The organism is Streptomyces sp. NPDC059373 (assembly GCF_042751495.1).
In the GTDB taxonomy this organism is placed as follows: Bacteria; Actinomycetota; Actinomycetes; order Streptomycetales; family Streptomycetaceae; genus Actinacidiphila.
On the sequence record NZ_JBHYXC010000037.1, the window covers coordinates 44,073 to 70,906 of the forward strand.

The 26,834-nt window shown below is 71.4% G+C and carries 26 protein-coding genes; 19 read left to right on the forward strand and 7 right to left on the reverse strand.

The window, feature by feature from the left end:
* The first annotated feature begins 108 nt into the window (after nt 1-108).
* Nucleotides 109-2,220: an alpha-galactosidase gene (locus ACFXJ5_RS32970; RefSeq protein WP_384639362.1), complete on the forward strand. Its 2,112-nt coding sequence runs from the start codon at nt 109-111 to the stop codon at nt 2,218-2,220.
* 79 nt (nt 2,221-2,299) lie between these two features.
* On the forward strand, nt 2,300-3,094 hold the full coding sequence (locus ACFXJ5_RS32975) for an SGNH/GDSL hydrolase family protein (protein WP_384639364.1): 795 nt from the start codon (nt 2,300-2,302) through the stop codon (nt 3,092-3,094).
* A 27-nt stretch (nt 3,095-3,121) separates the two neighbouring features.
* Here the strand turns inward: ACFXJ5_RS32975 and ACFXJ5_RS32980 are convergent, their stop codons facing one another.
* The gene (locus ACFXJ5_RS32980; protein WP_384639366.1) at nt 3,122-3,559 is read right to left on the reverse strand and encodes an ATP-binding protein; all 438 of its coding nucleotides are present in this window, start codon (nt 3,557-3,559) and stop codon (nt 3,122-3,124) included.
* A gap of 136 nt (nt 3,560-3,695) precedes the next feature.
* On the opposite strand from ACFXJ5_RS32980, the gene ACFXJ5_RS32985 reads away from it, so the two are divergent.
* The 3 genes from ACFXJ5_RS32985 to ACFXJ5_RS32995 are packed head-to-tail and all read left to right on the forward strand — an operon-like array spanning nt 3,696 to nt 5,655.
* Nucleotides 3,696-4,568: a helix-turn-helix domain-containing protein gene (locus ACFXJ5_RS32985; RefSeq protein ID WP_384639369.1), complete on the forward strand. Its 873-nt coding sequence runs from the start codon at nt 3,696-3,698 to the stop codon at nt 4,566-4,568.
* A 3-nt stretch (nt 4,569-4,571) separates the two neighbouring features.
* Nucleotides 4,572-4,823, forward strand: a complete 252-nt coding sequence (locus ACFXJ5_RS32990; protein WP_384639372.1) for a DUF397 domain-containing protein — start codon at nt 4,572-4,574, stop codon at nt 4,821-4,823.
* Nucleotides 4,824-4,842: 19 nt separating this feature from the next.
* Nucleotides 4,843-5,655, forward strand: a complete 813-nt coding sequence (locus tag ACFXJ5_RS32995; RefSeq protein WP_384639375.1) for an SAM-dependent methyltransferase — start codon at nt 4,843-4,845, stop codon at nt 5,653-5,655.
* On the opposite strand, the gene ACFXJ5_RS33000 is transcribed toward ACFXJ5_RS32995, so the two are convergent.
* The 3 genes from ACFXJ5_RS33000 to ACFXJ5_RS33010 all read right to left on the reverse strand — a co-directional run bounded on the left by ACFXJ5_RS33000 (nt 5,643) and on the right by ACFXJ5_RS33010 (nt 9,264).
* Nucleotides 5,643-6,557: a carbohydrate kinase family protein gene (locus ACFXJ5_RS33000; RefSeq protein ID WP_384639378.1), complete on the reverse strand. Its 915-nt coding sequence runs from the start codon at nt 6,555-6,557 to the stop codon at nt 5,643-5,645. The two genes, ACFXJ5_RS32995 and ACFXJ5_RS33000, sit on opposite strands and share 13 nt — an antisense overlap.
* A 98-nt stretch (nt 6,558-6,655) precedes the next feature.
* The gene (locus ACFXJ5_RS33005) at nt 6,656-8,122 is read right to left on the reverse strand and encodes a hydrolase (RefSeq protein WP_384639381.1); all 1,467 of its coding nucleotides are present in this window, start codon (nt 8,120-8,122) and stop codon (nt 6,656-6,658) included.
* 116 nt (nt 8,123-8,238) lie between these two features.
* The gene (locus ACFXJ5_RS33010) at nt 8,239-9,264 is read right to left on the reverse strand and encodes an acetamidase/formamidase family protein (protein ID WP_384639384.1); all 1,026 of its coding nucleotides are present in this window, start codon (nt 9,262-9,264) and stop codon (nt 8,239-8,241) included.
* A gap of 109 nt (nt 9,265-9,373) precedes the next feature.
* Between ACFXJ5_RS33010 and ACFXJ5_RS33015 the strand changes: the two genes are divergently transcribed.
* Nucleotides 9,374-9,604 (forward strand): DUF5302 domain-containing protein, encoded by a 231-nt coding sequence (locus ACFXJ5_RS33015; RefSeq protein WP_384639387.1) that lies wholly within the window; start codon nt 9,374-9,376, stop codon nt 9,602-9,604.
* A 413-nt stretch (nt 9,605-10,017) separates the two neighbouring features.
* Nucleotides 10,018-11,127: an LCP family protein gene (locus ACFXJ5_RS33020; RefSeq protein WP_384639390.1), complete on the forward strand. Its 1,110-nt coding sequence runs from the start codon at nt 10,018-10,020 to the stop codon at nt 11,125-11,127.
* A gap of 24 nt (nt 11,128-11,151) precedes the next feature.
* On the opposite strand, the gene ACFXJ5_RS33025 is transcribed toward ACFXJ5_RS33020, so the two are convergent.
* The 3 genes from ACFXJ5_RS33025 to ACFXJ5_RS33035 are packed head-to-tail and all read right to left on the reverse strand — an operon-like array spanning nt 11,152 to nt 14,859.
* On the reverse strand, nt 11,152-12,207 hold the full coding sequence (locus tag ACFXJ5_RS33025; RefSeq protein WP_384639392.1) for a maleylacetate reductase: 1,056 nt from the start codon (nt 12,205-12,207) through the stop codon (nt 11,152-11,154).
* Nucleotides 12,204-13,076 carry a dioxygenase family protein gene (locus tag ACFXJ5_RS33030; protein WP_384639395.1) on the reverse strand — a complete coding sequence of 291 codons (873 nt, stop codon included), beginning with the start codon at nt 13,074-13,076 and terminating at the stop codon, nt 12,204-12,206. Before ACFXJ5_RS33030 ends, ACFXJ5_RS33025 begins: the two co-directional genes overlap by 4 nt.
* Before the next feature lie 13 nt (nt 13,077-13,089).
* On the reverse strand, nt 13,090-14,859 hold the full coding sequence (locus ACFXJ5_RS33035) for an FAD-dependent oxidoreductase (protein WP_384639398.1): 1,770 nt from the start codon (nt 14,857-14,859) through the stop codon (nt 13,090-13,092).
* A 106-nt stretch (nt 14,860-14,965) separates the two neighbouring features.
* Between ACFXJ5_RS33035 and ACFXJ5_RS33040 the strand changes: the two genes are divergently transcribed.
* The 12 genes from ACFXJ5_RS33040 (at nt 14,966) to ACFXJ5_RS33095 (ending at nt 26,781) form a co-directional block, all read left to right on the forward strand.
* Nucleotides 14,966-16,081: a helix-turn-helix domain-containing protein gene (locus ACFXJ5_RS33040; RefSeq protein WP_384639401.1), complete on the forward strand. Its 1,116-nt coding sequence runs from the start codon at nt 14,966-14,968 to the stop codon at nt 16,079-16,081.
* Nucleotides 16,082-16,136: 55 nt separating this feature from the next.
* Nucleotides 16,137-16,898 (forward strand): pirin family protein, encoded by a 762-nt coding sequence (locus ACFXJ5_RS33045; RefSeq protein WP_384639404.1) that lies wholly within the window; start codon nt 16,137-16,139, stop codon nt 16,896-16,898.
* 137 nt (nt 16,899-17,035) lie between these two features.
* Entirely contained in the window at nt 17,036-18,379 is a 1,344-nt protein-coding gene (gene glnT / locus ACFXJ5_RS33050; protein WP_384639407.1) for a type III glutamate--ammonia ligase, read from the forward strand.
* 23 nt (nt 18,380-18,402) lie between these two features.
* Nucleotides 18,403-19,290, forward strand: coding sequence for a glutamine amidotransferase family protein (locus tag ACFXJ5_RS33055; RefSeq protein ID WP_384639410.1), 888 nt, complete (start codon nt 18,403-18,405; stop codon nt 19,288-19,290).
* Complete coding sequence (locus ACFXJ5_RS33060) at nt 19,278-19,970, forward strand: GltB/FmdC/FwdC-like GXGXG domain-containing protein (protein ID WP_384639413.1); 693 nt, start codon at nt 19,278-19,280, stop codon at nt 19,968-19,970. The genes ACFXJ5_RS33055 and ACFXJ5_RS33060 overlap by 13 nt, the downstream gene beginning before the upstream one ends.
* A 159-nt stretch (nt 19,971-20,129) precedes the next feature.
* On the forward strand, nt 20,130-21,470 hold the full coding sequence (locus tag ACFXJ5_RS33065) for an FMN-binding glutamate synthase family protein (RefSeq protein ID WP_384639416.1): 1,341 nt from the start codon (nt 20,130-20,132) through the stop codon (nt 21,468-21,470).
* 8 nt (nt 21,471-21,478) lie between these two features.
* On the forward strand, nt 21,479-22,555 hold the full coding sequence (locus tag ACFXJ5_RS33070) for an FAD-dependent oxidoreductase (protein WP_384639419.1): 1,077 nt from the start codon (nt 21,479-21,481) through the stop codon (nt 22,553-22,555).
* A gap of 9 nt (nt 22,556-22,564) precedes the next feature.
* Nucleotides 22,565-23,185: a helix-turn-helix domain-containing protein gene (locus ACFXJ5_RS33075; RefSeq protein ID WP_384639422.1), complete on the forward strand. Its 621-nt coding sequence runs from the start codon at nt 22,565-22,567 to the stop codon at nt 23,183-23,185.
* A gap of 121 nt (nt 23,186-23,306) precedes the next feature.
* Nucleotides 23,307-24,626, forward strand: coding sequence for an ammonium transporter (locus tag ACFXJ5_RS33080; protein ID WP_384639425.1), 1,320 nt, complete (start codon nt 23,307-23,309; stop codon nt 24,624-24,626).
* A gap of 280 nt (nt 24,627-24,906) precedes the next feature.
* A complete protein-coding gene (locus tag ACFXJ5_RS33085) occupies nt 24,907-25,752 on the forward strand; it encodes an NUDIX hydrolase (RefSeq protein ID WP_384639428.1) in 846 nt (281 codons plus the stop codon).
* Between the two features lie 24 nt (nt 25,753-25,776).
* Nucleotides 25,777-26,313, forward strand: a complete 537-nt coding sequence (locus ACFXJ5_RS33090; RefSeq protein WP_384639431.1) for an O-acetyl-ADP-ribose deacetylase — start codon at nt 25,777-25,779, stop codon at nt 26,311-26,313.
* 102 nt (nt 26,314-26,415) lie between these two features.
* Nucleotides 26,416-26,781 carry a four-helix bundle copper-binding protein gene (locus ACFXJ5_RS33095; protein WP_384639434.1) on the forward strand — a complete coding sequence of 122 codons (366 nt, stop codon included), beginning with the start codon at nt 26,416-26,418 and terminating at the stop codon, nt 26,779-26,781.
* The last annotated feature ends 53 nt before the right edge of the window (nt 26,782-26,834 follow it).

Here is a 26,834-nt window from a genome sequence, read left to right on the forward strand (position 1 = left end):
CGACAAGCATGCGAATCCCGTACCGGGCGGTATGTGTGCCTGAGGTCATTGCCATTCGCCCCCCGCCATCCGATGATGTTCGAGCCTGATCGGAAAAGGGGAAATTTGATGATTGACGTTGGTGGCGACGGACGGGTGTGGCTGCTGTCAGGCACCGGCAGCAGCTACGCGCTGCGGCTGACGGAGCGGGACGAGCTGCTGCACCTCCACTGGGGGCCGCGCATCACCCTCGCCGACGCCGAGGCGCTGGCCGCCGAACCGCTGCCCGGTCACCGCGGGTTCGAGTCCGTGCTCGACGGCCGTGAGGAGTACCCGGTCGAGGGCGGCCCCCGCTTCGTACGGCCCGCGCTCACCGCCCGTACGGAGGCCGTGCGCGGCACCGAGTGGATCTTCGAGGAGTACGAGGTCCACGTGGGCGAGGCCGGCGGCGACGAGCTGCGGCTGCACTTCCACGACGCCGTCCACCACGTCGACATCGCCCTCCACTACCGGCTGCGCACCGGCACCGACGTCATCGAGCGCTGGGCCACCGTCAGCCATGGCGGCGGCGACCGGACCGCCCCCGTCGAGCTGCTGCGCGCCGACGCCGCCGCCTGGTCGCTGCCGGTACGGGACCACTGGCGGCTGTCGCATCTGCACGGCCGCTGGGCCGCCGAGTCCCAGCTCGCCCGCACCGATCTCAGCCACGGCGAGCACGTCATCGGCAGCCGGCGCGGCCACACCAGTCACGCTCACCTGCCCTGGATCGCCCTCGACGCCGGTGACGCGGGCGAGGAGCACGGCGAGGTCTGGTCCGCCGCGCTGGCCTGGTCCGGGTCGTGGCGGATCGCCGTACAGCTGCTGCCCGACGGCCTGGTGCAGGCCGTCGGCGGCGCCGGACACGACGACGCCGGGCTGGTGCTGCTGGCGCCGGGGGAGTCGTACACCACCCCGGTCTTCGCCGGCCTGTGGAGCGACGGCGGCTTCGGTGCGAGCAGCCGCGCCTGGCACGCCTACCAGCTCGCACACGTCATCCCCGGCGCCGAGCAGTCCCGGCCGGTGCTCTACAACTCCTGGGAGGCCACCTACTTCGAGGTCAGCGAGGCCGGGCAGCGCGCGCTCGCCCGCCGCGCGGCCGACATGGGCGTCGAGCTGTTCGTCGTGGACGACGGCTGGTTCGGGACCCGTACGCACGACGCGGCCGGGCTCGGCGACTGGACACCCAACCCCGACCGCTTCCCCAACGGCCTCAAGCCGCTCGCCGACGACGTCCACGCGCTCGGCATGCAGTTCGGCATCTGGGTCGAGCCGGAGATGGTCAACCCGGACAGCGACCTCTACCGGGCCCACCCCGACTGGGTGCAGTACCAGCCGGGGCGCCGCCGCACCGAGTTCCGCAACCAGCTCATCCTCAACCTCGCCCGCGAGGACGTCCGCGACCACCTCTGGCAGCAGCTGGACGCCCTCCTGCACAGCGCCCCCGTCGACTATGTGAAGTGGGACTTCAACCGCTGCTTCACCGACGCCGGCTGGCCCGGCGAGCCCTACCCGCAGCGACTGTGGGTCGACCATGTGCACGGGCTGTACGCGCTCCTGGACCGGCTGCGCGCCGCCCACCCCGGCGTCGCCTTCGAGTCCTGCTCGGGCGGCGGCGGCCGCATCGACCTCGGCATTCTGTCCCGTACCGACCAGGTGTGGACCTCCGACAACACCGACCCGCTGGACCGGCTGGCCATCCAGGACGGATTCAGCCAGATCCACCCGGCACGCGTGATGGCCGCCTGGGTCACCGACAGCCCCAACGAGCAGCTCAACGACCGGGTCAGCTCCCTGCGCTATCGCTTCGTGTCGTCCATGGCCGGCGTCCTGGGCATCGGCGGCGACCTGGTGAAGTGGAGCGAGGACGAGCTCACCGAGGCCCGCGCGTGGATCGCCCGCTACAAGACGATCCGCCCGGTCGTGCAGCACGGCGAGCTGTACCGGCTGCGGCCGCCCGGCGAGGAGCTCAGCGCCGTCCAGTACGTCCGCGACGGTGAGACGGTCGTCCTGGCCTGGCTGCGCCACCAGCGCCACGGCGAGCCCCAGCCCGCGCTGCGGCTGCGCGGGCTCGACCCGGCGGCGACGTACACCGACGTGGCGACCGGCGAGGTCCACCGGGGCGCTGTGCTGCTGCACCACGGACTGCGCACCGGGCTCCGGGGCGATCTTGACGCCGCCGTATTCCACTTTCGGCAGAACTGACCGAGTGGGATAGATCACGGTACGTCAACCCTTGGTTACGGTGGCGTAGGTCACTTGACGAGGTGAAGGATGTGCTGCTGTGGCAGACGATTCGAAGACACACACCACCGGCACCATCGGGTCGTACGCGGCGATCGGCGACAGCTTCACCGAGGGCGTCGGCGACCCCGGTCCCGACGGCGCGTTCGTCGGCTGGGCGGACCGGCTGGCCGTGTTGCTGTCCGACCGCAGGCCCGAGCACGACTTCCGCTACGCCAACCTCGCCGTACGGGGCCGGCTCCTCGACCAGGTCGTCGCGGAGCAGGTCCCGCGCGCCCGGGAGCTCGCCCCGGACCTGGTGACCTTCTGTGCCGGCGGCAACGACATCCTGCGCCCGGGCAGCGACCCCGACGCCGTCGCCGAACGCTTCGAGGCCGCCGTCGCCGACCTCAGCGCCGCCGTCGGCACGGTGCTGGTCACCACCGGCTTCGACACCCGGGGCACCCCGGTGCTCGGCCTGCTGCGCGGCAAGATCGCCACGTACAGCGTGCATGTGCGGGCCATCGCCGACCGGTACAACTGCCCGGTGCTCGACCTGTGGTCCCTGCGCTCGGTCCAGGACCGCCGCGCCTGGGACGCCGACCGTCTTCACCTGTCACCCGAGGGCCACACCCGCGTCGCCCTGCGCGCCGGCCAGGTGCTCGGCCTGGACGTCCCCGCCGACCCTGACCAGCCCTGGCCGCCGGAGCCGGTGCGGGCCCCCGGTGCGGTGCGCCGGGACAACATCCAGTGGGCCCGCGAGTACCTCGTACCGTGGATCGGGCGGCGGCTGCGCGGTGAGTCCTCCGGCGACCACGTCGAGCCCAAGCGCCCGGATCTGCTGCCGCTGGACTAGGACCGGCGGCCGGGCGGGCCGGTCGGATCAGGACAGCTCGGCCCACACCGTACGGCCGCGGCCGGTCTCGCCGGGGCACACGCCCCAGGAGGTGGCGAGCGCGCCGACCAGCAGCAGCCCGCGGCCGCCCTCCTCGTCGAGCCCGGGCGCGCGTTGCTGAGGCTGCGTCAAAAAGCTTCCCTGGTCGGTGACTTCGACGCGTACGATGCCGCGCGTGAAGCTCAGTCCGCAGGTGATGCGCTCGCTGGTGGTGTGGCGTACGGCGTTGGTGAACAGCTCGGAGACCACCATCTCGGTGTCGTCGCGCACCTCGTCGGCCGCGCCCCAATCCCGCAGCCGCGTCCGCACACGCCGCCGTGCCTCCGCGACGGAGGAGCCGACGGCGGGCAGCCGGAAAGAGACCTGGCAGGCGGCGTCGAGGACGCCGCGGCGCTCTAACCGGAGAGCGTCTTGGGAAGCAGCCACTCCGCAACTATGCGGGCCCTGTTCGAGCTTTGGCAAGATGCGATCTGTAAATTACAGAATCGACGTGACAGGCTGTGCCTTGCGCTGATGGCATGACACACTGCCGTGCTGTGAAGGCAGTTGGAGGGAGTGGGTCGTGACGGACGGGCGACCGGCAGGCGGTGGTGCCCCCACCGTACTGCGAGTGGTGCTCGGCAAGCGGCTCCAGGTTCTGCGCGAGAAGGCCGGGCTCTCCTACGAGCAGGCGGCGCAGGCCCTGTACGTCACCCATGCCACGATCCGCCGCATGGAGAAGGCCGAAGTCGGCCTGAAGATCCCGTATGTGGAGAAGCTGCTCACGACCTACGGGGTCACCGACCCCCAGGAGGTCGAGGCCTTTCTCTCCCTCGCGCGCGAGGCCAACCAGCCCGGCTGGTGGCACCGTTACCGCGACGTCCTGCCGGAGTGGTTCAGCGCCTTCGTGAGCCTGGAGGGCGAGGCCGCCGTCATCCGCGCGTACGAGCCGCACTACATACCGGGGCTGCTGCAGACCGCGGACTACGCCCGCGAGGTGCTCAAGGCCGGCCGGCCGCAGGCCTCCTGCGAGGAGATAGAGCGCGGCGTCGCACTGCGCATGGAGCGCCAGTCGCTGCTCACCCGCCCGAACGCACCGCTGCTGTGGGTCGTCCTCGACGAAACGGTCCTGCGAAGACCCATCGGGGACGCCGGCATCATGCGCGCCCAGATCGCCAGGCTGATCGAGGCCTGCGCACTGCCGAACGTACAACTGCAGATCATGCCCTTCAGCGCGGGACCGCATCCCGCGATGTACGGGCCCTTCCATATCTTCCGGTTCCAGGTTCAGGAACTCCCTGACGTCGTCTACACCGAGAGCCTCGTCGGGGCGGTGTACTTCGACGACCGCGACGACGTCACGGCCTTCCTCGAGGCACTGGACCGGATGTGCGCGCAAGCCGCGCCGGCGCTGAGCACCGAGGCAGTCCTCGGTGGGATCCACGGGGAGACCTGACCGATGAGCAACACGACGAACAAGCGGATCTACAACGGCATGCCCGCCAAGGACCTGGGCAGCGAAGGCTGGACCAAGCCCTGGAGCGGCGGCAACGGCGGATCCTGCGTCGAGGCCATGAAGCTCAACGACGGCCGGGTGGCGCTGCGGCAGTCCACCGACCCGGACGGCCCCGCCCTGATCTACACCAACCACGAGATCACCACCTTCATCCAGGGCGCCAAGGCCGGCGAAGCCGACTTCCTGCTGTCCTGACCCAGAGACGGAGCACGGCGTGAGCGACCAGGAGAACGGCCTTCCGGCCGACCGGATCGACACCAGCAAGCCGCATCCCGCCCGGATGTACGACTACTTCCTCGGCGGCCGGGACAACTACGAGGTCGACCGCGCGGCCGCCGACCGGGTCATCGAGCTCATCCCCGAGATCCGTCCGTCGGCCCGCGCCAACCGCGGCTTCCTGCAGCGCGCCACCCGCTTCGTGGCCGACCAGGGCATCCGGCAGATCATCGACATCGGCACCGGCATCCCCACCTCGCCCAACACGCACGAGATCGCTCAGGCCGTCTCGCCCGACGTCAGGGTCGCCTATATCGACAACGACCCGATCGTCGCCGCCCACGCGGGCGCCAGACTCGTCGGCACCGGCAACACCGGTTTCTTCCTCGGCGACGTCCGCGAGCCCGAGACGATCCTGCGGCACCCCACGATCAGCGAACTGATCGACTTCGACCAGCCGGTGGCGCTCCTCCTCGTCGCACTCCTGCACTTCGTCACCGACAAGGAAGAGCCCGCCCGGCTGGTCCGCACGCTCGCCGAAGCCCTCCCCCAGGGCAGCTACCTGGTGCTCTCGCACACCACGGCCGACTTCCACGAGGGCGGCTTCCCGGACGTCATCAAGGTGTACGACAGCGCCACCGCCACCATGAACGTCCGCACCCACGCCGACATCCTGCCGTTCTTCGACGGCTTCGACCTCCTGGAGCCCGGCCTGGTCCAGGTGCCGCTGTGGCGCCCCGACGGCCCGCTGCCGGATCCCGGGGAACTGCGCCGGATCGGCTTCTACGGCGGCGTGGGCTACAAGGGCTGAGCCGACTCGAGAGCCTCCGCGCCGATCAGCGCGGTGCTCCCGTCGCCCGTGCAGGCGTACGCGCCGGCGACCGCGCCCAGCCGGGCGCAGTCCTCCAGGCCCCGGCCGGTCCGCCGCCCGTACAGAAAGCCCGACACGAAGGCGTCCCCCGCGCCGTTGGAGTCCAGCACCGGCCCCGGCGGCGGCACGGCCGGGATGTGGCGCGGCGTGCTGCTGCCCTCCCGGGTCAGCAGATACGAGCCTCCGGCCCCCGCCGTGGCGATCACCGCCTCGGCCCGGCCGTCGCGCAGGATGTTCCGCATCACCCCGGCGATCCGCTCCTTGGCCCCGGCCGCGCTGAGGAAGACCAGGTCGGAGCGGAGTGCGAACTCCTTGTGGTGGTCCGCCGTTCCGTCCCAGTCGTGCAGATCCGTCGAGACCGGGATGCCGAGCGCCTCGATGTCGTCGTACAGGAAGCGCGCGAAGTGGGTGATCGACAGGTGCACATGGCGGGCGCGGCGCAGATGCGGCAGGTAGAACTCGCGCGGCATCCGCAGGTCGAGCGGATCGCGGCCGTCGTAGAAGGACATCCGGTGTCCTGAGGCGTCCACGAGATTGACCGACCGCCGGGTGCCCGCCGCCGAGATCAGCGGCTCGAAGTCGACATCGGCCTTCGCCAGCCGCTCCCGCACCATGGCGCCGATCCAGTCCTCACCGATGAAGTCCAGGAACTTCACCGTCCCGCCGAGCGCCCGGCTGCCCAGCGCGACATTCCCGCCGGTGTGACCCGCCCACTCCCGGATCGGCGGCACCCCCACCGAATCGGCCAGCGGCACCGGCAGCGCGTCCACCCTGACGATCGTGTCGACCCCTGACCCACCGACGACGAGCACGTCGTACGACGGCTCCTGTTGCGTGGTCATAGCCACCTCCGCTCCCACCCCGGCGCACATGCTACGGGCCGGTGGGGTCTTCTGTCAGAGAAGACCCCACCGCGTGCGGCTCTGCTGTAAGACAGGCCCTAACTCACGTTGAGCGCCGTGTCGTCGAGGACGAACGACGTCTGGAGGGTGGACCCTTCGGTGCCGGTGAACTTGAGGGTGACGGTCTGTCCGGCGTAGCCGGCGAGGCTGAAGCTGCGCTGGGTGTAGCCGGTGGCGGCGTTGAGGTTGGAGTAGGTGGCGAGGGTGCTCAGGACGGTGCCGGAGCTGTTGAGAACCTGGGCCTTGAGGGTGTCGTACGCGGTGCTGGTGGAGGTCTCGGCCGTGTCGACGTGCAGGTAGAAGCTGAAGGTGGCCGTGGTGCAGCCGGAGGGGATGGTCACCGCCTGGGAGAGAGTGTCGGTGGTGGCGGAGCCGTAGCCGTCCAGCCAGGCCTTGTACGAGCCGGTGCGGGCGGCCTCGCTGGTGGAGTTGGTGATGACGCCGCTGGAGGCGGTCCAGGTGGTGCTGCCGGACTCGAAGCCGGGGTTGCCGATGAGCTGGGCGGCGGTGCAGGTGCCGGTGCCGCCGCCGGAGCCGCCGCCGCTGTCGGTCGCGCCGGAGAGCCATTCGGTGGCGTTGAGGGCGAGGGCGGCGTTGGTGGCGGTGCTGTCGTTCCAGCCGTCGTACAGGGTGTTGCCGGACTGGCCGGTGCCGTCGTCGATGGGGGAGCTGTCGCCCCAGAAGGCGACGCGGCCGCTGCCGAAGGTACTGGTGGCGAAGAAGGCGCCGGTGTTGCCGGAGTAGCCGGAGCGGTACAGCAGTCCCTTGACGCCGGCGTTGTCGGCCGGCTTGAGGGTGGCGGTGGTGCCGTTGGCGAACAGGCTCTTGGTCACCGTCCCGAAGGAGCCGTGGAGCACGGGGTCGGTGCTGTCGCTGATCGCCGCCGGGTTACCGGAGCTGATGTTGAGCAGGTCGACGGAGAAGCCGAACGGGTCGGTGCTGTCGACGCTGTTGTTGGTCATCAGGTCGTTGATGATCACGGGGGAGTCGGAGCCGTCGTTGTTGCGGTCGCTCCCGGTGTGGTCCGAGATGAGGAAGAGCCCGCCGCCGTTCTGCACGAACTTCATCACGGCGGTCTTCTCGGCCGTGGTGAGCAGCACGTTCGGCTCGGGCAGCACGAAGGTGTCGAAGTTCGACAGGTCGGTGGCGCTGGAGGTGCCGTAGGTGATCGAGCTTCCCGAAGGCAGCGTCTTCAGGCTGTAGTTGCCGGTCTTCTGCAGGGCCACGCCCCACGAGGAGATGGCACCGGTCCAGGAGGTCTCCGAGGACGGCGAGGAGTTCTGGCCGAGCGGGTCGGGCTGACTGGTGGAGATGATCCAGTCGGCGTTGCCGGCCGTCTCGGCGTGGGCGTTGTCGAAGAGCACGCGGTTCGTGGTCGCCGCGGCGGCGGTCGTGGGTGCTGCTGCCTGGACGGCCGCCGTGCCTGCGACCAGGACCCCGAGCACTGCTGCCGCGCCGGCGATGCGGCGGGCGTGTCTGGCGCTGGACCTGGTGGATCCGAGCATCCGGCATTCCTCCTTGTGGGGGGTGTGGAGAGGCGGTGCGGGCGCCGATTCTTCGCGCGTAGACTTGCGGTAAGCCAACAGCGCGGTGACAAGCTTTTGAACGGTACATGGCAATATCAGGGCCTGGCAACGGGCAAACCGGCCGCCACTTCCCGCAGTTGGGCGTGCAGCCCCCGGTAGGGAATGCCCGGCGGAAGCCATGCCTTGCGGAACTTCGCGAGCGCCGTGTAGTTGGTGTCGCAGACATTGGCCAGCGGTGACTCGACGCCCTGTGAGACCAGCTGGTACGCGTCCATCTCCGACAGCCCGTAGTCGCTCGCCAGCCACCGCACCAGGTCGAGTTGGGCGATCCGGAAGGCGTCCTCCAGCGGCCGCGCCGAACCCGTCGACATGATGTACGTGTCCGATTCCAGCCGGGGCCACGGCGTGGCGAGCCCCTTGAGCAGCTCGACGACCACCACCGTGTTCATGGCGCACTCGACCGCGACCCCGCAGGTCTCGCCCTCGCCCTGCCGGGCGTGCCCGTCGCCCAGGCTGAGCAGGGCGCCCTCCACGTTGACGCCCAGATAGCAGGTGACGCCGGCCCGCATCTCGGGCGTGTCCATGTTGCCGCCGTGCGCGTCGGGGACCAGCGCCGAGCGCACCTCCAGGTTGGCCGGGGCGACCCCGACGGTGCCGTGCATCGGGTCCATCGGCAGTTCGATGCGGATGTCGCTGTCGCGGGCGGCGAATTCGCAGGTCCGCCGCTCCCGGTCCAGCTGCCACATCCACACCAGCTCGGGGAGCGGCGGCTGCAGCGTGGCCGTCGTATGGGTCGAGGTCAGGGCGCCGAACAGCGGCACGGTGGTGGACGCCGCCCAGTCCCGGGCGGGCTCGATCGACACGAAGTGCACCGCGACCGTGTCGCCGGGCTCGGCCCCCTCGACGTGGAAGGGACCGGTCTGCGGATTGAGGAAGGGGAATTCGCACACCTCCGACACCAGGTCGTTCACCGACCGCACCCGGCCCGCGAAGCAGTCCTCGGTGAAGAGGTCGAGCACCGTGCCGGGCGCGATCCGCGCCACCGGCGGCGCGCCGCCGAATGTCCAGGCGTACTCGCCCGCCTCGGGCCTTACCGTGATGATCCTCGGGTCGTCGCTCATGCGTCGTGCTTACCCCATCGGCGGACTCGCTGAGCGCCCCATGACGTTTCTGACCGGCCCGTGGACGTGCGAGGCTGTCCCTATGACTCACCCAGACCAGGAGGCGGCCATGGAAGCGGAAGCTTCGGACCAGACGCGCGAGGTGCCCGAGGTCGAGGAGGCGGCGGCCGAGGCGCCGGAGGAGGACGACGTCAAGCGCAAGTTCAGGGAGGCCCTGGAGCGCAAGCGCAACCACAACGCGGCGGGCGGCAGTGGAGCCGGGGGACAGGACCACAACAAGATCCACGGCGCTCACGGGCGGGCCGGCGGCCAGCGCGAATTCCGCCGCAAGAGCGGCTGACGACCGGTCCGGGTCACGGCCCCATTCGCCCTCAGGGCGGGTGGGGCCGTTGTCATGGACGCCGGATCCTTCACCGAGACCGACGCCTTCGTACGGCCCCGGCCCCGGCCCACCGGCGGGAACGGCGACGAAGACCGGCCCTACGGCGACGGCGAGCAGCCCCGCGATCGCGGCGCTGCGCCACTTCGGACGTCTGTTGCGGCTCGTAGTCATGTACCGGACAGTAAGACCGCGCCGGACGCGGATTCAGGCGGCGCTGAGCAGCTTTCGTACGACGCGCCACGCCTTTGTCGGCTGCGGACAGTCCCGGGCACGGGGGCCCTTTATGAGAGCTTCCCAACGATTATGAGATCTTCCCAAGAAAGAACGCTCTGTGGCGCTGAATGCAACAATCCGCACTTAAGTTCGTCCGCATGACGGAAGACCACAAGGTGCCGCCGGGCGACGAGGCCGGCGGCATTCTCATACGACGCCGACGCAGAACCCGCGCTCTGATCGCGGCCGGTGTCGCCCTCGGTTGCACGCTCGCCCTCGGCGGCACGGCGGCCGGCATCGCCTACTGGCACCTCGACAACAACATCAAGAGCGTCGACATCAACGGCGCGCTCGGTACCGACCGCCCCAGCAAGGCCGCCGCCGCGACGCCGTCCACCTCGGCCTCCGCGTCGCAGTCTCCCGTCGCCACCGGCGCGATGAACATCCTGGTCCTCGGCTCGGACTCGCGCAGCGGCAGCAACGCCAAGCTCGGCGGCGGCCACACCAGCGGCGCCCGCTCCGACACCGCGATGGTGGTCCACATCAACGAGGCGCACACCAAGGCCACCGTCGTCAGCATCCCCCGCGACACCCTCGTCTACCGTCCCTCCTGCCCCACCTCCAGCGGCAGCACCTCCGCCGCGTACAACGCCATGTTCAACACCGCCTTCTCGGTGGGCGGCGCGGTCTGCGCGGTCAAGACGGTCGAGACCCTCACCGGGGTACGCATGGACCACTACATCGAGATCGACTTCACCGGCTTCGCCAAACTCATCGACTCCCTCGGCGGGGTGACCGTCACCACCACCAAGGACATCAACGACGACAAGAGCCACCTCCACCTCAAGGCCGGTACGCACCACCTCGACGGCAAGACCGCGCTCGCCTTCGCCCGCACCCGGCACGGCGTCGGCGACGGCAGCGACCTCGGCCGCATCGAGCTCCAGCAGCAGCTCCTGCACGCGATGCTCAAGCAGGTCTCGGCCGCCGACCTCCTCACCAACCCGGCCAAGATCTACGGCATGGCCGAGACGATCACCAGCGCCATCACCACCGACACCGAACTCGACTCCCTGAGCGAGCTGGTCGGCTTCGGGTCGAGCCTCCGCAAGATCGGCTCGGACAACCTCACCGCCATCACCATTCCGGTCGTCACCGCCCCCTCCGACCCCAACCGGGTCGTCGAGGCGAGCTCCGCGGGCAAGGTCTGGGAGGCGCTGAAGAACGACACCGCCCTGCCGAAGAGCGTCCTCGACGCCCAGAAGTGACGCCGTCCGCGCCGGGCGGCCCGGTCACAACGCGGGCGCGGGCGGGGCCCCTTCGTACGCTGCCGTCAGGATGGCCCGCAGGTCGTCCGGTGAAGCCTCGCGCGGGTTGGCGTACGGCGTCGCCGCGGCGAGGTCGACCGCGCGCTCGATGCCCGCGCGGGGCAGGCCCAGCGCGGCCAGGGAGCGGGGGGCGCCGAGCCGGCCGGCGAGGTCGTGGAGGCCGAACACCGGGTCGGGGGTGCCGAGGGCGCGGCGGAGCGCCGCCAACGCGGTCGGGACGGCAGGGGAGTTGAAGGCCAGGACGTACGGCAGGACGACGGTGTGGGTGTCCGCGTGGGGCAGGTCGAAGGTGCCGCCCAGCACATGGCAGAGCTTGTGGTGGAGACCCATGGTGGTCGCGCCGAGGCAGGCGCCGCAGAGCCAGGCGCCGTACAGGGCCTCGCTGCGGGCGTCGGCGACGACGGGCAACGCGGCGGCGAGAGAACGTACGCCCTCTTCGGCCATGAGGGAGATGACGGGCGACGCGTCGGGGGCGTAGAGGGCCTCGACGGCGTGGGCGATGGCGTTCATGCCGCTGGTGCCGGAGAGGGCGGGCGGCATGGAGAGGGTGAGTTCGGGGTCGTAGACGACGCTGCGGGGCAGGACGGCGCGGTCGCGGCCGGTGCGCTTGACGCCGTTCTCCGTGAGGCCCCAGACCGGGGTCATCTCCGAGCCCGCGTAGGTCGAGGGCACCGCGATGAGCGGCAGGCCGGCGCGCAGGGCCAGTGCCTTGCCGAGGCCGATGGCCGAGCCGCCGCCGACCGCGACGCAGCCGTCGGCGTCAAGCTTGCGGGCCACGTCGACCGCCTCGTCGGCGACCTCGACGGGGACGTGCATGACGGCGCCGGGGTGCACGCCCACGCACGCGTCGCCCAGCGAGTCGGCCACGGCCTGGGCGACGTCGCGGCCCCGGGAACCCGAGAGCACCAGCACCCTGCGCAGCCCGAGGCGTTCGGCCTCCGCGGCCACAGCGGTGGTCGCGGCGCCGGGCCGGAAGACCACCCGCATGGGCAGCGCCTCGTAGACGAACCCGGTGCTCATGACGACTGCAGCACGATGTCGAAGTTCGCGAGCCGGAAGGGATTCGCCACCCCGTACGCCGCCGCCCGCGCTGGGTCGTCGACCACCGAGAACTCCTCGACGAGACTCTTCTTCACCGCGAACACCGCGTCCGACTCCAGATAGGGGCTGCCCGCCACGAAGATGTGCGTGGTGACCGGCACGTGCCCCTCCGCACCGGCGATGAAGTGGATGTGCGCCGGGCGGTACGGATGCCGCTCGCCCGCCGCCAGCAGGTCGCCCACCGGGCCGTCCGTCGGGATGGGGTAGTACGACGGGACGATCGTGCGGAAGAGGAAGGCGCCCTCGGCGTCGGTCGTGAACAGTCCGCGGCCGTTGCCGAGGGGCTGCAGGTCCGGCTGCTGGACGTCGTAGAAGCCGTCCTCGTTGCACTGCCACACGTCAACGAGTGCCCCCGGAAGCGGCGTGCCGTCCACCGACACGACACGCCCGGTGACCACGCAGGGTTCGCCGGTGCCGAGGAGGTCGATGGAGTCGCCCCATGCGCGTGGCGGGGAGTCGACGACATGGAAGGGGCCGAGCACCGTGGAGTCGGTCGCGGTCTTCCGGGCTGCCTTTCGCTGCGCGATCGTCTCCACCAGCATCGACACGCCCAGCACGTCCGAGAGGAGGATGAACTCCTGCCGGGTGGCGTCGCACTTCTGCCCGGTGGCGGTGAGGAAGGCGATGGCCTGTTCCCACTCCTGGGTCGTCGGCTCGATGTCCCGTACGAAATCGTGCAGATGACGGGTCAGACTGCCCAGGATCTCGCGCAGCCGCGGGTCCGGGGTCTTCTCGAAGCTCTCCACGACCGCGGCGGTCGCGGTCTCCTCGGTGAAGTCGGTGGCCATCGTGGTTACCTCGTCACTTCTCGTCTCGGTCCCGTCCCAGGATGCGCTTCAGCGCATCCGAGAGCAGCTTCGCCGCGTCATCCGGCGTCGTGCTTTCGTGCCGGAAGGCGATGTGCAGGTCCGGCCGGACCAGCAGCACGCCGCCGTCGCCGGTCTCGCGCAGCCGCGCCCAGTCGCCGTACGGGTCGTCGTACTCCTGCCCGGGACCGATGACGGCGGTGGCGATGTCCAGGCCCAGCTCTTCGCCGACGCCGCGGGCGGCCTCGGTCCAGGCGTCGCCGCCGATGCCGGTGATCACGGTGAAGCGGCCCCTGCCGGCCAGGTCCAGGGTCGACGGATTCCGCGTCCCGGCGGACAGCCAGGCGTGCGGGAGCTTGGCGCCGGGGCGGGTGGAGGGCTGGTGGTACAGCTCCGGGTCGCGGTCGAAGCCGGGGTCGGGCGTGCCGTCGGGGACGATCGCGGTGGAGGCGTAGCGCTGGTTGAGGTCGACGCCGTGCGCGTTGAACTCGTACGCCTTGAAGGCGATCGCCTCGCGCAGCTCCTGGCGCTGCTTCTCGGCGGCGGGGGTGGCGTCCTTGCGGGCGGCGATGTTGGCCCACAGCTGCTCGGGGGTCTGGGGGCTGAGGCCGTCGAGGGCGGCGAAGACCGGGGCGGTCTCGCCGATCGACTTGTTGGCGCGGGTCACGATCTGCTTGCCGATGGGCGCGCGTTCGGCGTCGTACGTGTCCAGCAGGGCGGGGGAGGCCGTGCCGTCGAGGACGAGCTTGAGCTTCCAGGCCAGGTTGTACGAGTCCTGGATGGAGGTGTTGGAGCCCAGGCCGTTGGACGGCGGGTGGCGGTGTGTGGCGTCGCCGGCGCAGAAGACGCGGCCGTTCGTGTAGGTCTCGGCGTACATCTCGTTGACCGTCCAGGCCGAGGACGAGGTGATGGTGACCGGGATGTCGTCGTCGCCGATCAGCTGGCGGACGACGGACAGGGCGTACTCCTCGGTAAGGTCGGGGGCGCCCGCGGTGACGTCGTAGCCCCACACGATCAGCCACTCGTTCCAGGGGCGTACGTTGCGGACCAGGCCGGCGCCGATGCCACCGACCGTGGCGCCGGGGGAGAGCACCCAGTACAGGGTGCTGGGCCGGTGGGCGACGTACTTGGTGAGATCGGCCTCGAAGCAGATGTTGATCGAGCCGGCCACGCCCATCTGCCCGCCCATGGGGAGCCCGGCGTCCTCGGCGACCTGGGAGCGGCCGCCGTCGGCGCCGATCAGGTACTTGGCGCGGATCTTGTACGTGTCGCCGCGCAGCCGGTCCTCGACGGTGGCGGTGACGCCGTCCGCGTCCTGCTCGAAGGACCGGTAGACGGTGCTGTAGCGCAGCTGCGTGCCGCGCTCGACGGCGGCGCCCACCAGGACCGGCTCCATGAGGTGCTGCGGCATGTCGCACATGCGGGTGGGGCTGGCCAGCTCGTGGGCGGCCTGGACCAGCGGGTCGTTGCCCCAGGAGCGCAGGCGGCCCAGCTCCTCGCCCGCGATGCTGGTGCAGAAGGTGGTGTTCCCCATGAGGTGCTGGGGCGAGGCCTGAGCGACGACCTGGTCCTCGACGCCCAGGTCGCGCAGCACCTCCATGGTGCGCTGGTTGGTGATGTGGGCGCGCGGGGTGTCCGCGAGCCGGTGGTAGCGCGTCACGACGATGTTCGGGACGCCGTAGGTGCTGAGGGCGAGCGCCGCGCTCGCGCCCGCGGGTCCGCTGCCCACGATCAGCACATCGGTCTCGACGACGGTGTCGATCATTTCCACGGCTCCTGACGGATAATTGAAAGAGCAACCAGAATCGATCCTGGATGATCACGCGTCGGCTGTGGTGTCTCAATACGAGACACGGTTGGGACGGGACCCGGTGAAGGCACTCGAAGAACTGCTCCTTGACGCCTACCTCGGCGAGGACCCGCAACACCGTCCCGTGGTCGTGACGGACGGCCGCACCCGGCTCGTCAGCGCCGAGGCCGCGCGAACGGTCTCCGACGACACCCTCGCCCTCCTGGAACGGCACGCCGCCGGCCTGGTCCACGACGACACCCCGGGCGCCCCCGGCGCCGACCGGCTCGGCGCCCGACTGCGGCCGGTGCTGCACTCCGGACGGGTCATCGGCGTCACGGCGGTCTTCTCCGGCGCCGGCGGCGCGGCCCCGCACGACCACGCCGACCCCCCGATGCTGCCCGGGCTCGCCGGATCCTCGCTGCCGTGGCGCAGCGCCCTGACCCGGCTGGCGGCGCTCGCGGCCGCGCCGGGCCCGCTGATGGTGACCGGAGAGCCCGGCGCAGGGAAGGCCGCCGTCGCCCGGGGGCTGTACGCCGAGGCGCCGGCCTTCGACGCCGCCGAGGCCACGGCCGACGACGCCCGGCGCTGGTGCCGTGATCTGGACGCGGACCCGGGCGACCGCGGCCCGGTGCTGCTCCGGCACCTGGAGGTCCTCGACGCCACGGTGGCCGCCGCGCTCCACTCCGTACTCGAGCGCCGGCCCTCGCTCCGCCTCGTCGCCACCTACACCCCCGGCGACCCGCCCCCCGGCGCCTGCCTGGAACGCCTGGTCGGCCACTTCTCCGCCCGCTCGGTCACCCTCCCGCCGCTGCGCGAACGCCCCGAGGACATCCCCGCCCTGCTGCGCGCCCTGCGCCCCCGCCCCGACCTGGGCCGGCCGCCGCTGACCTGGACCGTCGAGGCGCGGCACGCCCTGGAGCGGTACCCCTGGCCCGGCAATGTCGCCGAGCTCGCCCTTCTCGTACGCGGCATCGCCGACGGCCGGCGCCTCGCCGGTCCCGTACGGCCCGAGGAGCTGCCCGACGCGGTACGCGACGGAGGCGGCGGCCGACGGCTCAGCAGCCTGGAGCGCGCCGAGCGCGCCGCCATCCTGGAGGCCCTGCGCACCCACGGCGGCAACAAGCTCCGCACCGCACAGGCGCTGGGCATCGCCCGCGCCACGGTCTACCGGAAGCTGCGGAGCTACGGAATATAGTTCGAGATTCAACATGTTACGTTGGTGTACGGATACCCCACAGGCAAGGAGAGCCATGAACACCCAGCTGGACATCCGCCGGGCGGACGACCGCTTCCACACCCGCGCCGGCTGGCTCGACTCCCACCACTGCTTTTCCTTCAGCCGGCACTACGACCCCGCCAACACCCACTTCGGGCTGCTCCTCGTCTCCAACGACGACGTCGTCGCGCCCGGCACCGGCTTCGACACCCATCCGCACCGCGACATGGAGATCGTCACCTGGGTCCTCGACGGCGGCCTCGTCCACCAGGACTCCGAGGGCCACAACGGTGTCATCTACCCCGGCCTCGCCCAGCGCATGAGCGCCGGCAAGGGCATCCTCCACAGCGAGAAGAACGACTCCTGGACGCTCACCGGCGAGCCGGAGCACCGGGAGCCCGTGCACTTCGTGCAGATGTGGGTCTTCCCCGACGAACAGGGCATCAAGCCCGGCTACGAACAGCTCGACATCAACGACCAGCTCGCGAACGGCGGTTGGGTCACCGTCGCCTCCGGCATGCCCAAGCACGCCGACGCCCGCGCCATCTCCATCCAGCAGAAGCACGCCGCCCTGCAGGCCGCCCGCATGGGCGCGAACGAGACCCTCGTCATCCCCACGGCGCCCTTCGTCCACGTGTACGTGGCCAAGGGTGAGGCCGCCCTCGAAGGCGTCGGCCTCCTCGGCGCGGGCGACGCGGTCCGCGTCACGGCTGCCGAGGGCCAGCGCGTCACCTCGGGCGCGGAGGGTGCGGAAGTCCTGCTGTGGGAGATGGACGCCACCGTCCAGTTCGGCTGAGCGGCCGCCCGCTGGGCACGTCGGGTTACGGAGAGCTTCCCGGCCGGAAATCCGGCCGTAACGGATCCGCGGTCTACTGTCAGGCAACGATGATTCCTGAGAGTGGACCACGTGACCGGCTGGGAAGAGAGCCCCTCATGACGATCGAAGCAACCGTCACAGCCCCTGCACCCGACCTGGCCGAGCTGGTCCGCGCCGACGGCGTGGAGTTCGTGCTCGCGGTCTTCGTCGACCTGACCGGCAAACCCTGCGCCAAGCTCGTGCCCGTCGAGGCCATCGAGGAACTCCGCGACGCGGGCGTCGGTTTCGCCGGATACGCGGCCGGCGCGCTCGGCCAGCAGCCCAGCGACCCGGACGTCATAGCCCTGCCCGACGTCTCCTCCTACACCCCGCTGCCCTTCGTACGCCCCGGCCTGGCCCTGGTCCACTGCGACCCGCACGTCGAGGGCAAGCCCTGGCCCTACGCGCCCCGGGTGATCCTGCGGGCGGTGCTGGAGCGCGCCGAGCAGCTCGGGCTGTCGCTCGCCGTCGGCGCCGAGATCGAGTACTTCCTGGTCAACCGCGACGAACACGGCACCCTGACGGTCGCCGACAGCCGCGACACCGCCGCCCAACCCTGTTACGACGCGCGGGGCCTGACCCGGATGTACGACCACCTCACGGCCGTCTCCAAAGCGATGAACGCCCTCGGCTGGGGCAACTACGCCAACGACCACGAGGACGGCAACGGCCAGTTCGAGCAGAACTTCACGTACGCCGACGCCCTCACCACCGCCGACCGCGTCATCACCATGCGCTACTTCGTCTCCATGCTGGCCGAACAGCGCGGCATGACCGCCACCTTCATGCCCAAGCCCTTCACCGACCGCACCGGCACCGGCATGCACATGCACCTGTCGCTGTGGCGCGGCGCCGAACCCGCCTTCCCCGACGCCGCCGACCCGCGCGGGCTCGGCCTGTCCCCGCTCGCGTACTCCTTCGTCGGCGGCATCCTCGACCACGCCCGGGCTCTGCAGGCTGTCATCGCGCCGACCGTCAACTCCTACAAGCGCACCGGCGCCGTCTCCACCCGCTCCGGCGCCACCTGGTCCCCGCGCCGTGCGGGCTACGGCGGCAACGACCGTACGCACTTCGTACGCGTCCCGGACGGCAACCGCGTCGAACTGCGCGGTGGCGACGGCGCCGCCAACCCCTACCTCGCCGCGGCCGCAGCCCTCGCCGCAGGCCTCGACGGCATCGACCGCGCCCTCGACCCCGGCACCCCCGGCGACCCGGCCGCCACCGCCGCCCGCCCCGAACTCCCGCCCACCCTCCTGCACGCCGTCGACGCCCTGGCCGCCGACCCGGTCGTCAGCGGGGCCCTCGACGCGGCCGGAGCGGGCGTCAGCCAGTACTTCGGCGACGTCAAGCGCGAGGAGTTCTTCGCGTGGCACGGCACGGTCGGTCAGTGGGAGCTCGACCGCTACCTCACCGCATTCTGATCATCCGTCACGAGGAGAGCCGCATGTGCGGAATCGTCGGGCTCCATCTGCGTGAGCCCTCCCTCCACCCCCGGCTCGGTGAGCTGCTCGCCGCCATGCTCGGCCAGGTCGTCGAACGCGGCCCGGACTCGGCGGGCGTGGCGGTCTACGGCGACCCCCGGCTCACCCCGCCCGGCCGCGCGACCGTCTCGCTGCTGGACACCGACGCCGCCTCCGCCGAGGCCGCGCTACGGGACCGGCTCCCGGACGCCGTGGCCATCACCGCCGACGCCACCACCGTCGTCCACGCCGCCGTCCCGGTCGACGCGCTGCTCGCGGCCGTCGCCACCGTGCTCCCGGGTGCCACCGTCATCGGCTCCGGTGAGGACGTCGCCGTACTCAAGGGCACCGGGCACCCCGACGACCTGGCCGACGCCTTCGGGCTGGCGGGGGTCCGGGGCTGGCAGGGCGTCGGCCACACCCGCATGGCCACCGAGTCCGCCGTCACCCCCGAAGGCGCCCACCCCTTCTCCGTCGGCCCCGACCAGTGCCTGGTGCACAACGGCTCCTTCGCCAACCACGCCACCATCCGCCGCGAACTGCGCGCCCAGGGCGTCCACTTCGACAGCGAGAACGACTCCGAGGTCGGCGCCCGCTTCGTCGCCCACCAACTCGCCCACGGCACCGACCTGGAGAAGGCGCTCCGGCTGCTCTGCGAGCGCTTCGACGGCTTCTACACGCTGCTGGTCGCGACCGGCGACTCGTTCGCCGTCGTACGGGACGCGATCGCCTGCAAGCCCGCACTCGTCGCCGAGACCGCCGACTGGGTCGCCATGGCCTCCGAGTACCGCGCCCTGGACGTCCTCCCGGGCATCGAGAACGCCCGCATCTTCGAGCCCGAGCCGGAAGAGGTCTACGTATGGCAGCGCTGACCACCGAGGTCCACGACCTTGCCCAGTCCGCCGTCCGCGACCTCAACCAGGCCCTCCACAGCCCCGGCGTGGCCGAGCGCGCCGCGAGCTGGCGCGTGCTCAATCCGCGCGGGGCCCACAGCGTCGCCTGCGGCCTGAAGGAGGACCTCACCGTCCATATCGAGGGCCACGTCGGCTACTACTGCGCCGGCATGAACCAGCTCGCCTCCGTCACCGTCCACGGCAACGCGGGCGTCGGCGTCGCCGAGAACATGATGTCCGGCACCGTCCGCGTCCGCGGCAACGCCTCCCAGTCCGCCGGCGCCACCGCCCACGGCGGCCTCCTCGTCATCGAAGGCGACGCCGCCGCCCGCTGCGGCATCTCCATGAAAGGCGTCGACATCGTCGTCGGCGGCGACGTCGGCCACATGACCGCCTTCATGGGCCAGGCCGGCCGCCTCGTCGTCTGCGGCGACGCCGGCGACGCCCTCGGCGACTCCCTCTACGAGGCCCGCCTCTACGTCAAGGGCAAGGTCAAGTCCCTCGGCGCCGACTGCGTCGAAAAGGAACTCCGCCCCGAACACCTCGCCGAGCTCGCCGAGCTCCTGAAAACCGCGGAGATCGACGAGGACGCGGCCGCCTTCCGCCGCTACGGCTCCGCGCGCCAGCTCTACCACTTCCAGCCCGACAACGCGTACTGAGGTTGTGGGCACGCGTTCCGCCACCTCAGCCTGCCCGGCGTTTGAGGGCCGGGGTCCAGGGGCAGAGCCCCTGGTTTCGGGAAGGGGCGGGGTGGGGGAACACCCCTCCGTCCACCGGCCCGCACCCGACCGACCACCCCCGTCCGGAGGACCGACCCCATGACCGACGAGTACCCGGCCGCCCACGGCGGCCTCCGCGAGTCCGCCACCTTCGACCGCGCCACCATCCACGCCATCCAGCGCGCCGCCGCCACCGGCGTGTACGACATCCGCGGCTGGGGCGCCAAGCGCAGCGTCCCGCACTTCGACGACCTGCTCCTCCTCGGGGCCAGCATGTCCCGCTACCCGCTGGAGGGTTACCGCGAGCGCTGCGACACCGACGTCGTCCTCGGCGCCCGCAATGCCAAGCACCCCCTGCACCTCGACATCCCCGTCACCATCGCGGGCATGAGCTTCGGCGCGCTCTCCGCCCAGGCCAAGGAAGCCCTCGGCCGGGGCGCCAGCGAAGCCGGTACGTCGACGACGACCGGCGACGGCGGTATGACCCCTGAGGAGCGCGGCCACTCCAAGCACCTCGTCTACCAGTACCTGCCGTCCCGTTACGGCATGAACCCCGACGACCTGCGCGCCGCCGACGCCATCGAGGTCGTCCTCGGCCAGGGCGCCAAGCCCGGCGGCGGCGGAATGCTGCTCGGTCAGAAGATCACCGACCGCGTCGCCGCCATGCGCACCCTCCCCGTCGGCATCGACCAGCGCAGCGCCAGCCGGCACCCCGACTGGACCGGCCCGGACGACCTCGCCATCAAGATCCGCGAGCTGCGCGAGATCACCGACTGGGAGAAGCCGGTGTACGTCAAGGTCGGCGCGACCCGCACCTATTACGACGTCAAGCTCGCCGTCCACTCGGGCGCCGACGTCGTCGTGGTCGACGGCATGCAGGGCGGCACCGCCGCCACCCAGGACGTCTTCATCGAGCATGTCGGCATCCCCACCCTCGCCGCTCTCCCGCAAGCCGTCCAGGCGCTCCAGGAACTCGGCGTGCACCGACAGGTCCAGCTCATCGTCTCCGGCGGGATTCGCGGCGGCGCCGACATGGCCAAGGCCCTGGCCCTGGGCGCGGACGCGGTCGCCATCGGCACCGCCGCCCTCATCGCCCTGGGCGACAACCACCCCCGTCACGACGCCGAGTACCGCAAGCTCGGCTCGGCCGCCGGGTACTACGACGACTACCAGGACGGCCGCGACCCGGCCGGCATCTCCACCCAGGACGAGGAACTGGCCGCCCGCCTCGACCCGGTCGAGGGCGGCCGCCGGATCGCCAACTTCCTGCGGGTGATGACGATGGAGGCCCAGACCCTCGCCCGCGCCTGCGGCAAGGCGCACCTGCACCACCTGGAGCCCGAGGACCTGGTCGCCCTCACCATCGAGTCCGCCGCCATGGCCCGCGTCCCGCTCGCCGGTACGAACTGGATCCCCGGCACCCCCGGGGCCGGCCTGTGATCGCCGTCGTGGGCGCCGGACTGATGGGCGCCGCCACCGCCTGGCAACTCGCCCGGCGCGGCCACGAGGTGACACTGATCGAGGCGTACGACCTCGGCCACCGGCACGGCAGCTCGCACGGCAGCTCCCGCATCTACCGCAGGGCGTACGCCGACCCCTTCTACGTGGAGCTGACCGGTCGCGCGGGTGAATGCTGGCGCGAACTGGAGCACGACGCCGCAACCACCCTCCTGCGTACGACAGGCGGCCTCGACCTCGGCGCCGGACGCGACCCGGAGGGGCTGGCCCGCACCCTGGGCGCCGCCGGAGTGCCGCACGAACTCCTCGCCGCCGAGGCTGCTGCCGAGCGCTGGCCGCAGATCCACTTCACCGCCCCGGCGCTGTACCACCCGGATGCGGGCGTGGTCGATGCCGACGCCACCGTGGCCGCGTGCGCGCGCCGGGCCGCCGCCCACGGCGCCGAGGTCGTCACCGGCGTACGCGTCACCGGCATCGAGGTCCGCGGCGACACGCAGGCGTTGCTGCGCACCGACGACGGCCGGGAGTTCCACGCCGACGCCGTCGTGATCGCCGCCGGGGCCTGGCTGCCCGAACTCGGCCTGCCCGTCGGCCTGCCGCAGCTGCGCGTCACCCAGCAGCAGGTCTTCCACTTCCGGCAGCGCGACCCGGGCGCCGCCTGGCCGGTCCTGGTCGCCAAGGACCATCTCCAGGTCTACGGCCTCCCCTCCGGCAGCGACGGCGGCCCCGCGCCCGCCATGAAGGTCGCCGAGCACGACAACGGCACCCCCACCACGGCCCGCACCCGCAGCGGCGTACCCGACCCCGCCTCCCGGCACCGGGTCAGCGGCTACGTACGGGACCGGCTGCCCGGCCTGGACCCCGAACCGGTCGCGGAGGCCACCTGCCTCTACACCTCCACCCCCGACGAGGACTTCGTCCTGGACCGCCGCGGCTCGCTCGTCATCGCCTCGCCCTGCTCCGGCCACGGCGCCAAGTTCGCCCCGCTGATCGGGGCCATGGCCGCCGACCTCGCCACCGGGCGCGCCGAACCGCACCCGAGATTCGCCCTCGGGCGTCCCGGTTAGGATGCGCAGGTGGAGGAGCCGGAGCAGCAGCAGGACCACAGCGCGGACGACGACAAGGCGCTCGAGCGGATCATCGCCGTGCGGGCGCGTGAGTACCGGCAGGCGGCCGGGCTGTCGATCGGCGACATGGCACAGCGGGTGGGCATCTCCAAGGCGATGCTCTCCAAGATCGAGAACGCCCAGACCGCTTGCAGCCTCACCACCCTCTCCCGCCTCGCCCGCGGCCTCGACGTGCCCGTCACCGCGCTCTTCCGCGGCATGGACGACGAGCGCGAGGCCGTCTTCGTCCCCGCGGGCCACGGCGCCCGCATCGTCCGGCGCGGCACCCGCGTGGGCCACGAGTACGCGCAACTGGGCGCCCTGCGCGGCACGCACAAGCGGATGGAGGCGCTGCTGGTCACCCTCACCGAGTCCAGCGAGGTCTTCCCGCTCTTCCAGCACGCCGGCACCGAGCTGATCTACATGCTCGAGGGCGTCATGGTCTACGGCCACGGCAAGTCCAGCTACACCATGCGCGCGGGCGACGCCCTGCAGTTCGACGGCGAGGCCCCGCACGGCCCGGAGAGCCTGCTCGCCCTCCCGATCCGTTTCCTCACCGTCACGGCCTTCGGCGACAGCCCCCAGCACTGAGCCTTCCCGACCCCTCACGAAACCGGCGTTTAACCCGCCGCGCAGTGGTTCCGTAACGCGCATTGGGTCTACTCACATGAAACGTTGATTCATTTCACTGGACCCGTCCTACGGAGACCGCATGGACACCGGAAGTACCGCCTGGATGCTCGCGAGCACGGCACTCGTCTGTCTGATGGTGCCGGGGCTCGCCCTCTTCTACGGCGGCATGGTCGCCGCCAAGAGCGTGCTCAACATGACGATGATGGTGTTCGGCGCGGTCGCCCTCGTCGGCTGCATCTGGATCATCTACGGCTACTCGGCCTCCTTCGGCAACTCCATCGGCGGTGCCGGACTGCTCGGCAACGTCGGCGAGTTCTTCGGCATGAAGGGGGTCATCAAGGACGACCCGCACGCCGTCATCCCGGCGTCCGTCTTCGCCGCCTTCCAGGCGCTCTTCGCGGCGCTGACCGCCGCGCTGATCTGCGGCGCGATCTCGGACCGCATCAAGTTCGGCGCGTGGATGGTCTTCACCGGGATCTGGGTGACGCTGGTCTATCTGCCGGTCGCCCACTGGGTGTTCGCCTTCGACGGCAAGGGCGTGGTCGGCGGCTGGATCGTCAACAAGCTCGGCGCGGTCGACTACGCCGGCGGCACGGCCGTCCACATCAACTCCGGCGCCGCCGCCCTCGCCATGATCCTGGTCCTCGGCAAGCGCGCCGGCTGGCCGAACCGCCTCTCCCGCCCGCACAACCTTCCGCTGGTCATGCTCGGCGCCGGCATCCTGTGGTTCGGCTGGTTCGGCTTCAACGGCGGCTCCGCCCTCGCCGCCGGCAACGCCGCATCCGTCGTCGTCCTCAACACCTTCGCCGCCACCTGCTCCGCCCTGCTCGCCTGGCTGCTCGTCGAGAAGCTCCGCGACGGCCATGCCACCAGCCTCGGCGGCGCCTCCGGTGCCATCGCCGGGCTCGTCGCCATCACCCCCTCCTGCGGCGCCGTCACCCCGCTCGGCGCCCTCGCCACCGGCGCCATCGGCGGAGCGGTCTGCGCTCTGGCCGTCGGCCTCAAGTACCGCCTCGGCTTCGACGACTCGCTCGACGTCGTCGGCGTCCACCTCGTCGGCGGCCTCACCGGCACCCTCCTCGTCGGCATCCTCGGCACCGCCGACGCCCCCAGCGGCCGCACCGGCCTGCTCTACGGCGGCGGATTCAAGCTCCTCGGACAGCAGGCCGTCGGCGCCTTCGCCGTCCTGGCCTACTCCTTCGTCGTCACCTGGCTCATCGCCAAGGCCCTCGACAAGACCATGGGCCTGCGCGTCACCGCCGAGGCCGAACAGGAAGGCCTCGACGTCCACCTCCACGCCGAGACCGCCTACGACCTGCTGAGCGGCACCGGCTCCACCGCCTCACGGCCCACCCCGGCCCCGGAGCCCGCCAAGGCCGCAGAACCCGCCACGGCTTAGGCCCTGCCTGACAAATCTCGCCTGCCCCGCGACGCTCCCCCAGCCTGGCGGCTGGGTGGTGCCCCCAGGCACGCGCGCTCGCTGCGTTGTCGGAGTCGCCCGAGTAGCCCACTACGAGGGCGATCCTCCGTCTTGCGATCACACGCACCAGACGCCGCGGGGCCCGCCCTCCGGGCGGCCGGCGCTATGTGTCAGACAGGGCCTAGCGCCGGGGGGATGCCACCACGCGCCCCGGAAACCCGCTGGCAGCGGCCCGGGCGCAACCGTTAGCGTCGGCAGGATGTCCTCAACTCACTCCGGAGTGATCCTCTTCCACGGCGGGCGGCTCGCCGTCCAGGACGACTACACCCTCCCGGCCGGCCACGTACCGCCCGGCGGTGACCCCGCGACGGCGGCGGTCGAGGCGGCCCGCACCGCCCTCGGCTGCGAGGTCAGGGTCGAGCCCGAACCGAACCTGGAGGTGCGTGCCGTCACCGGCACGCACCTCTACTTCCGCGCCACCACCGAAGACGCCGGCCGGGCCCGCCTGCTCACCCGCGAGGAGGCCGTACACCTGCCCATCACGCCCTGGAGCGCGAGCGAGGCGACGCTGCGCTCCTGGTCGGGCCAGCCGTGGTGGCGCGGCCGGCTGGTGGTGGAGGAGCCCTACGGGCGGCCGCCGAAGCGGTCACGGGCGGGCGCGGTGGTGATCAGGGACGGCCGGATGCTGCTGATCAAGTACTGGGACCGGCCGCCGGAGGACGTCTACGAGGTCCCCGGCGGCGGCATCGAGCCGGGGGAGACCCCGCAGGACGCCGTGCTGCGCGAGCTGGCCGAGGAGACCGGGCTGACCGGCACCATCATCCGGGAGATCGCCCAGGTCGACCGGAACGCCTGGGGCGGCTCCCACCCCGGGCACTACTTCCTGGTGGAGGCGCACGGCGAGACCGGCCCCCGGTCCTCGCTCGACCTGGGTGCGGAGGAGGCCGGACTGGTCTGGGTCCCCGTCGCGGAGCTGCCGGGCCTGCCGATCTGGCCGAAGCGGCTCGCCTGGCGCATCGCGCACTGGTACCGGCACGGCTGGCCGCAGACGCCCGCGGTCCTCTGCGACTCGCTGTGGGACCTGTCCCTGCCCTGCGACTGGTAGCGCCGGAGTGGCAGGATCGCGGACATGGCACACATCACGCTGGTCCGCGGCGACATCACCGAGCAGGCCGTCGACGCCGTCGTGAACGCCGCCAACTCCTCCCTCCTGGGAGGCGGCGGCGTCGACGGCGCCATCCACCGCCGCGGCGGCCCGCAGATCCTCGCCGAATGCCGCAAGCTCCGCGACTCCCGCTACGGACGCGGCCTGCCGACCGGCCAGGCCGTGGCCACCACCGCCGGCCGGCTGCCGGCCCGCTGGGTGATCCACACGGTTGGCCCTGTCTTCTCCCGAGAGGAGGACCGCTCCGCCCTCCTGGCCTCCTGCTATCGCGAGTCCCTGCGCGTCGCGGACGAGTTGGGGGCCCGTACGGTCGCCTTCCCCGCCGTCTCCACCGGCGTCTACGGCTGGCCGCTGGACGACGGCGCCGCCATCGCGCTGCGTACGGTGCGCGAGGTCACGCAGGGAGCGGCGGGGGAGGGAAGCCAGGTCGACGAGGTGCGGTTCGTGCTGTTCGACCAGACGGCCTACGAGGTCTTCGAGGCGGAGCTCGACCGGGCGTGAAGCGGACCGAACGGGTCCGAGCGATGGCGCGTGGCGCCGCTCGGGCGTAGTACGGAGGCGTAGGAGCGGCCGTGGCGGTCGTTCCCGTCCCGAGGAGGCATCATGACCCAGTCCGCGGCGATGACCCCGATGAGCAAGGACATGCAGGCGTGCGTCGACGCCTGCATGGCGTGCCACACCATGTGCGAGGAGACGATGAGCTCCTGCCTGTCCATGGGCGGTGGCATGGAGAGCATGCAGATCATGCGCGCGCTCATGGACTGCACGGAGATGACCCGCATGTGCGCCGACATGATGATGCGCAGGTCGCCGCTGGCGGCCGAGATGTGCGCGATGTGCGCGCGGGCGTGCGACATGTGTGCCGAGGCGTGTATGTCCATGCCCGACAATCCCCAGATGAAGCGCTGCGCCGACTCCTGTCGACGCTGCGCCGAGATGTGCCGCGCGATGGCCGGCGCCGCCGCCTGACCGCAGGCCACGGCGTGATAGAGCGCTGAGCGCCGCCGGCCCCGGACCGGGGC

Coding starts and splice junctions, on each gene's coding strand:
- ACFXJ5_RS32970 (WP_384639362.1), top strand. CDS start 109: ATGATTGACGTTGGTGGCGACGGACGGGTGTGGCTGCTGTCAGGCACC.
- ACFXJ5_RS32990 (WP_384639372.1), top strand. CDS start 4,572: ATGAGCAACACGACGAACAAGCGGATCTACAACGGCATGCCCGCCAAG.
- ACFXJ5_RS33000 (WP_384639378.1), bottom strand. CDS start 6,557: ATGACCACGCAACAGGAGCCGTCGTACGACGTGCTCGTCGTCGGTGGG.
- ACFXJ5_RS33005 (WP_384639381.1), bottom strand. CDS start 8,122: ATGCTCGGATCCACCAGGTCCAGCGCCAGACACGCCCGCCGCATCGCC.
- ACFXJ5_RS33010 (WP_384639384.1), bottom strand. CDS start 9,264: ATGAGCGACGACCCGAGGATCATCACGGTAAGGCCCGAGGCGGGCGAG.
- ACFXJ5_RS33015 (WP_384639387.1), top strand. CDS start 9,374: ATGGAAGCGGAAGCTTCGGACCAGACGCGCGAGGTGCCCGAGGTCGAG.
- ACFXJ5_RS33020 (WP_384639390.1), top strand. CDS start 10,018: ATGACGGAAGACCACAAGGTGCCGCCGGGCGACGAGGCCGGCGGCATT.
- ACFXJ5_RS33025 (WP_384639392.1), bottom strand. CDS start 12,207: ATGAGCACCGGGTTCGTCTACGAGGCGCTGCCCATGCGGGTGGTCTTC.
- ACFXJ5_RS33030 (WP_384639395.1), bottom strand. CDS start 13,076: ATGGCCACCGACTTCACCGAGGAGACCGCGACCGCCGCGGTCGTGGAG.
- ACFXJ5_RS33035 (WP_384639398.1), bottom strand. CDS start 14,859: ATGATCGACACCGTCGTCGAGACCGATGTGCTGATCGTGGGCAGCGGA.
- ACFXJ5_RS33045 (WP_384639404.1), top strand. CDS start 16,137: ATGAACACCCAGCTGGACATCCGCCGGGCGGACGACCGCTTCCACACC.
- glnT (WP_384639407.1), top strand. CDS start 17,036: ATGACGATCGAAGCAACCGTCACAGCCCCTGCACCCGACCTGGCCGAG.
- ACFXJ5_RS33055 (WP_384639410.1), top strand. CDS start 18,403: ATGTGCGGAATCGTCGGGCTCCATCTGCGTGAGCCCTCCCTCCACCCC.
- ACFXJ5_RS33060 (WP_384639413.1), top strand. CDS start 19,278: ATGGCAGCGCTGACCACCGAGGTCCACGACCTTGCCCAGTCCGCCGTC.
- ACFXJ5_RS33065 (WP_384639416.1), top strand. CDS start 20,130: ATGACCGACGAGTACCCGGCCGCCCACGGCGGCCTCCGCGAGTCCGCC.
- ACFXJ5_RS33080 (WP_384639425.1), top strand. CDS start 23,307: ATGGACACCGGAAGTACCGCCTGGATGCTCGCGAGCACGGCACTCGTC.
- ACFXJ5_RS33085 (WP_384639428.1), top strand. CDS start 24,907: ATGTCCTCAACTCACTCCGGAGTGATCCTCTTCCACGGCGGGCGGCTC.
- ACFXJ5_RS33090 (WP_384639431.1), top strand. CDS start 25,777: ATGGCACACATCACGCTGGTCCGCGGCGACATCACCGAGCAGGCCGTC.
- ACFXJ5_RS33095 (WP_384639434.1), top strand. CDS start 26,416: ATGACCCAGTCCGCGGCGATGACCCCGATGAGCAAGGACATGCAGGCG.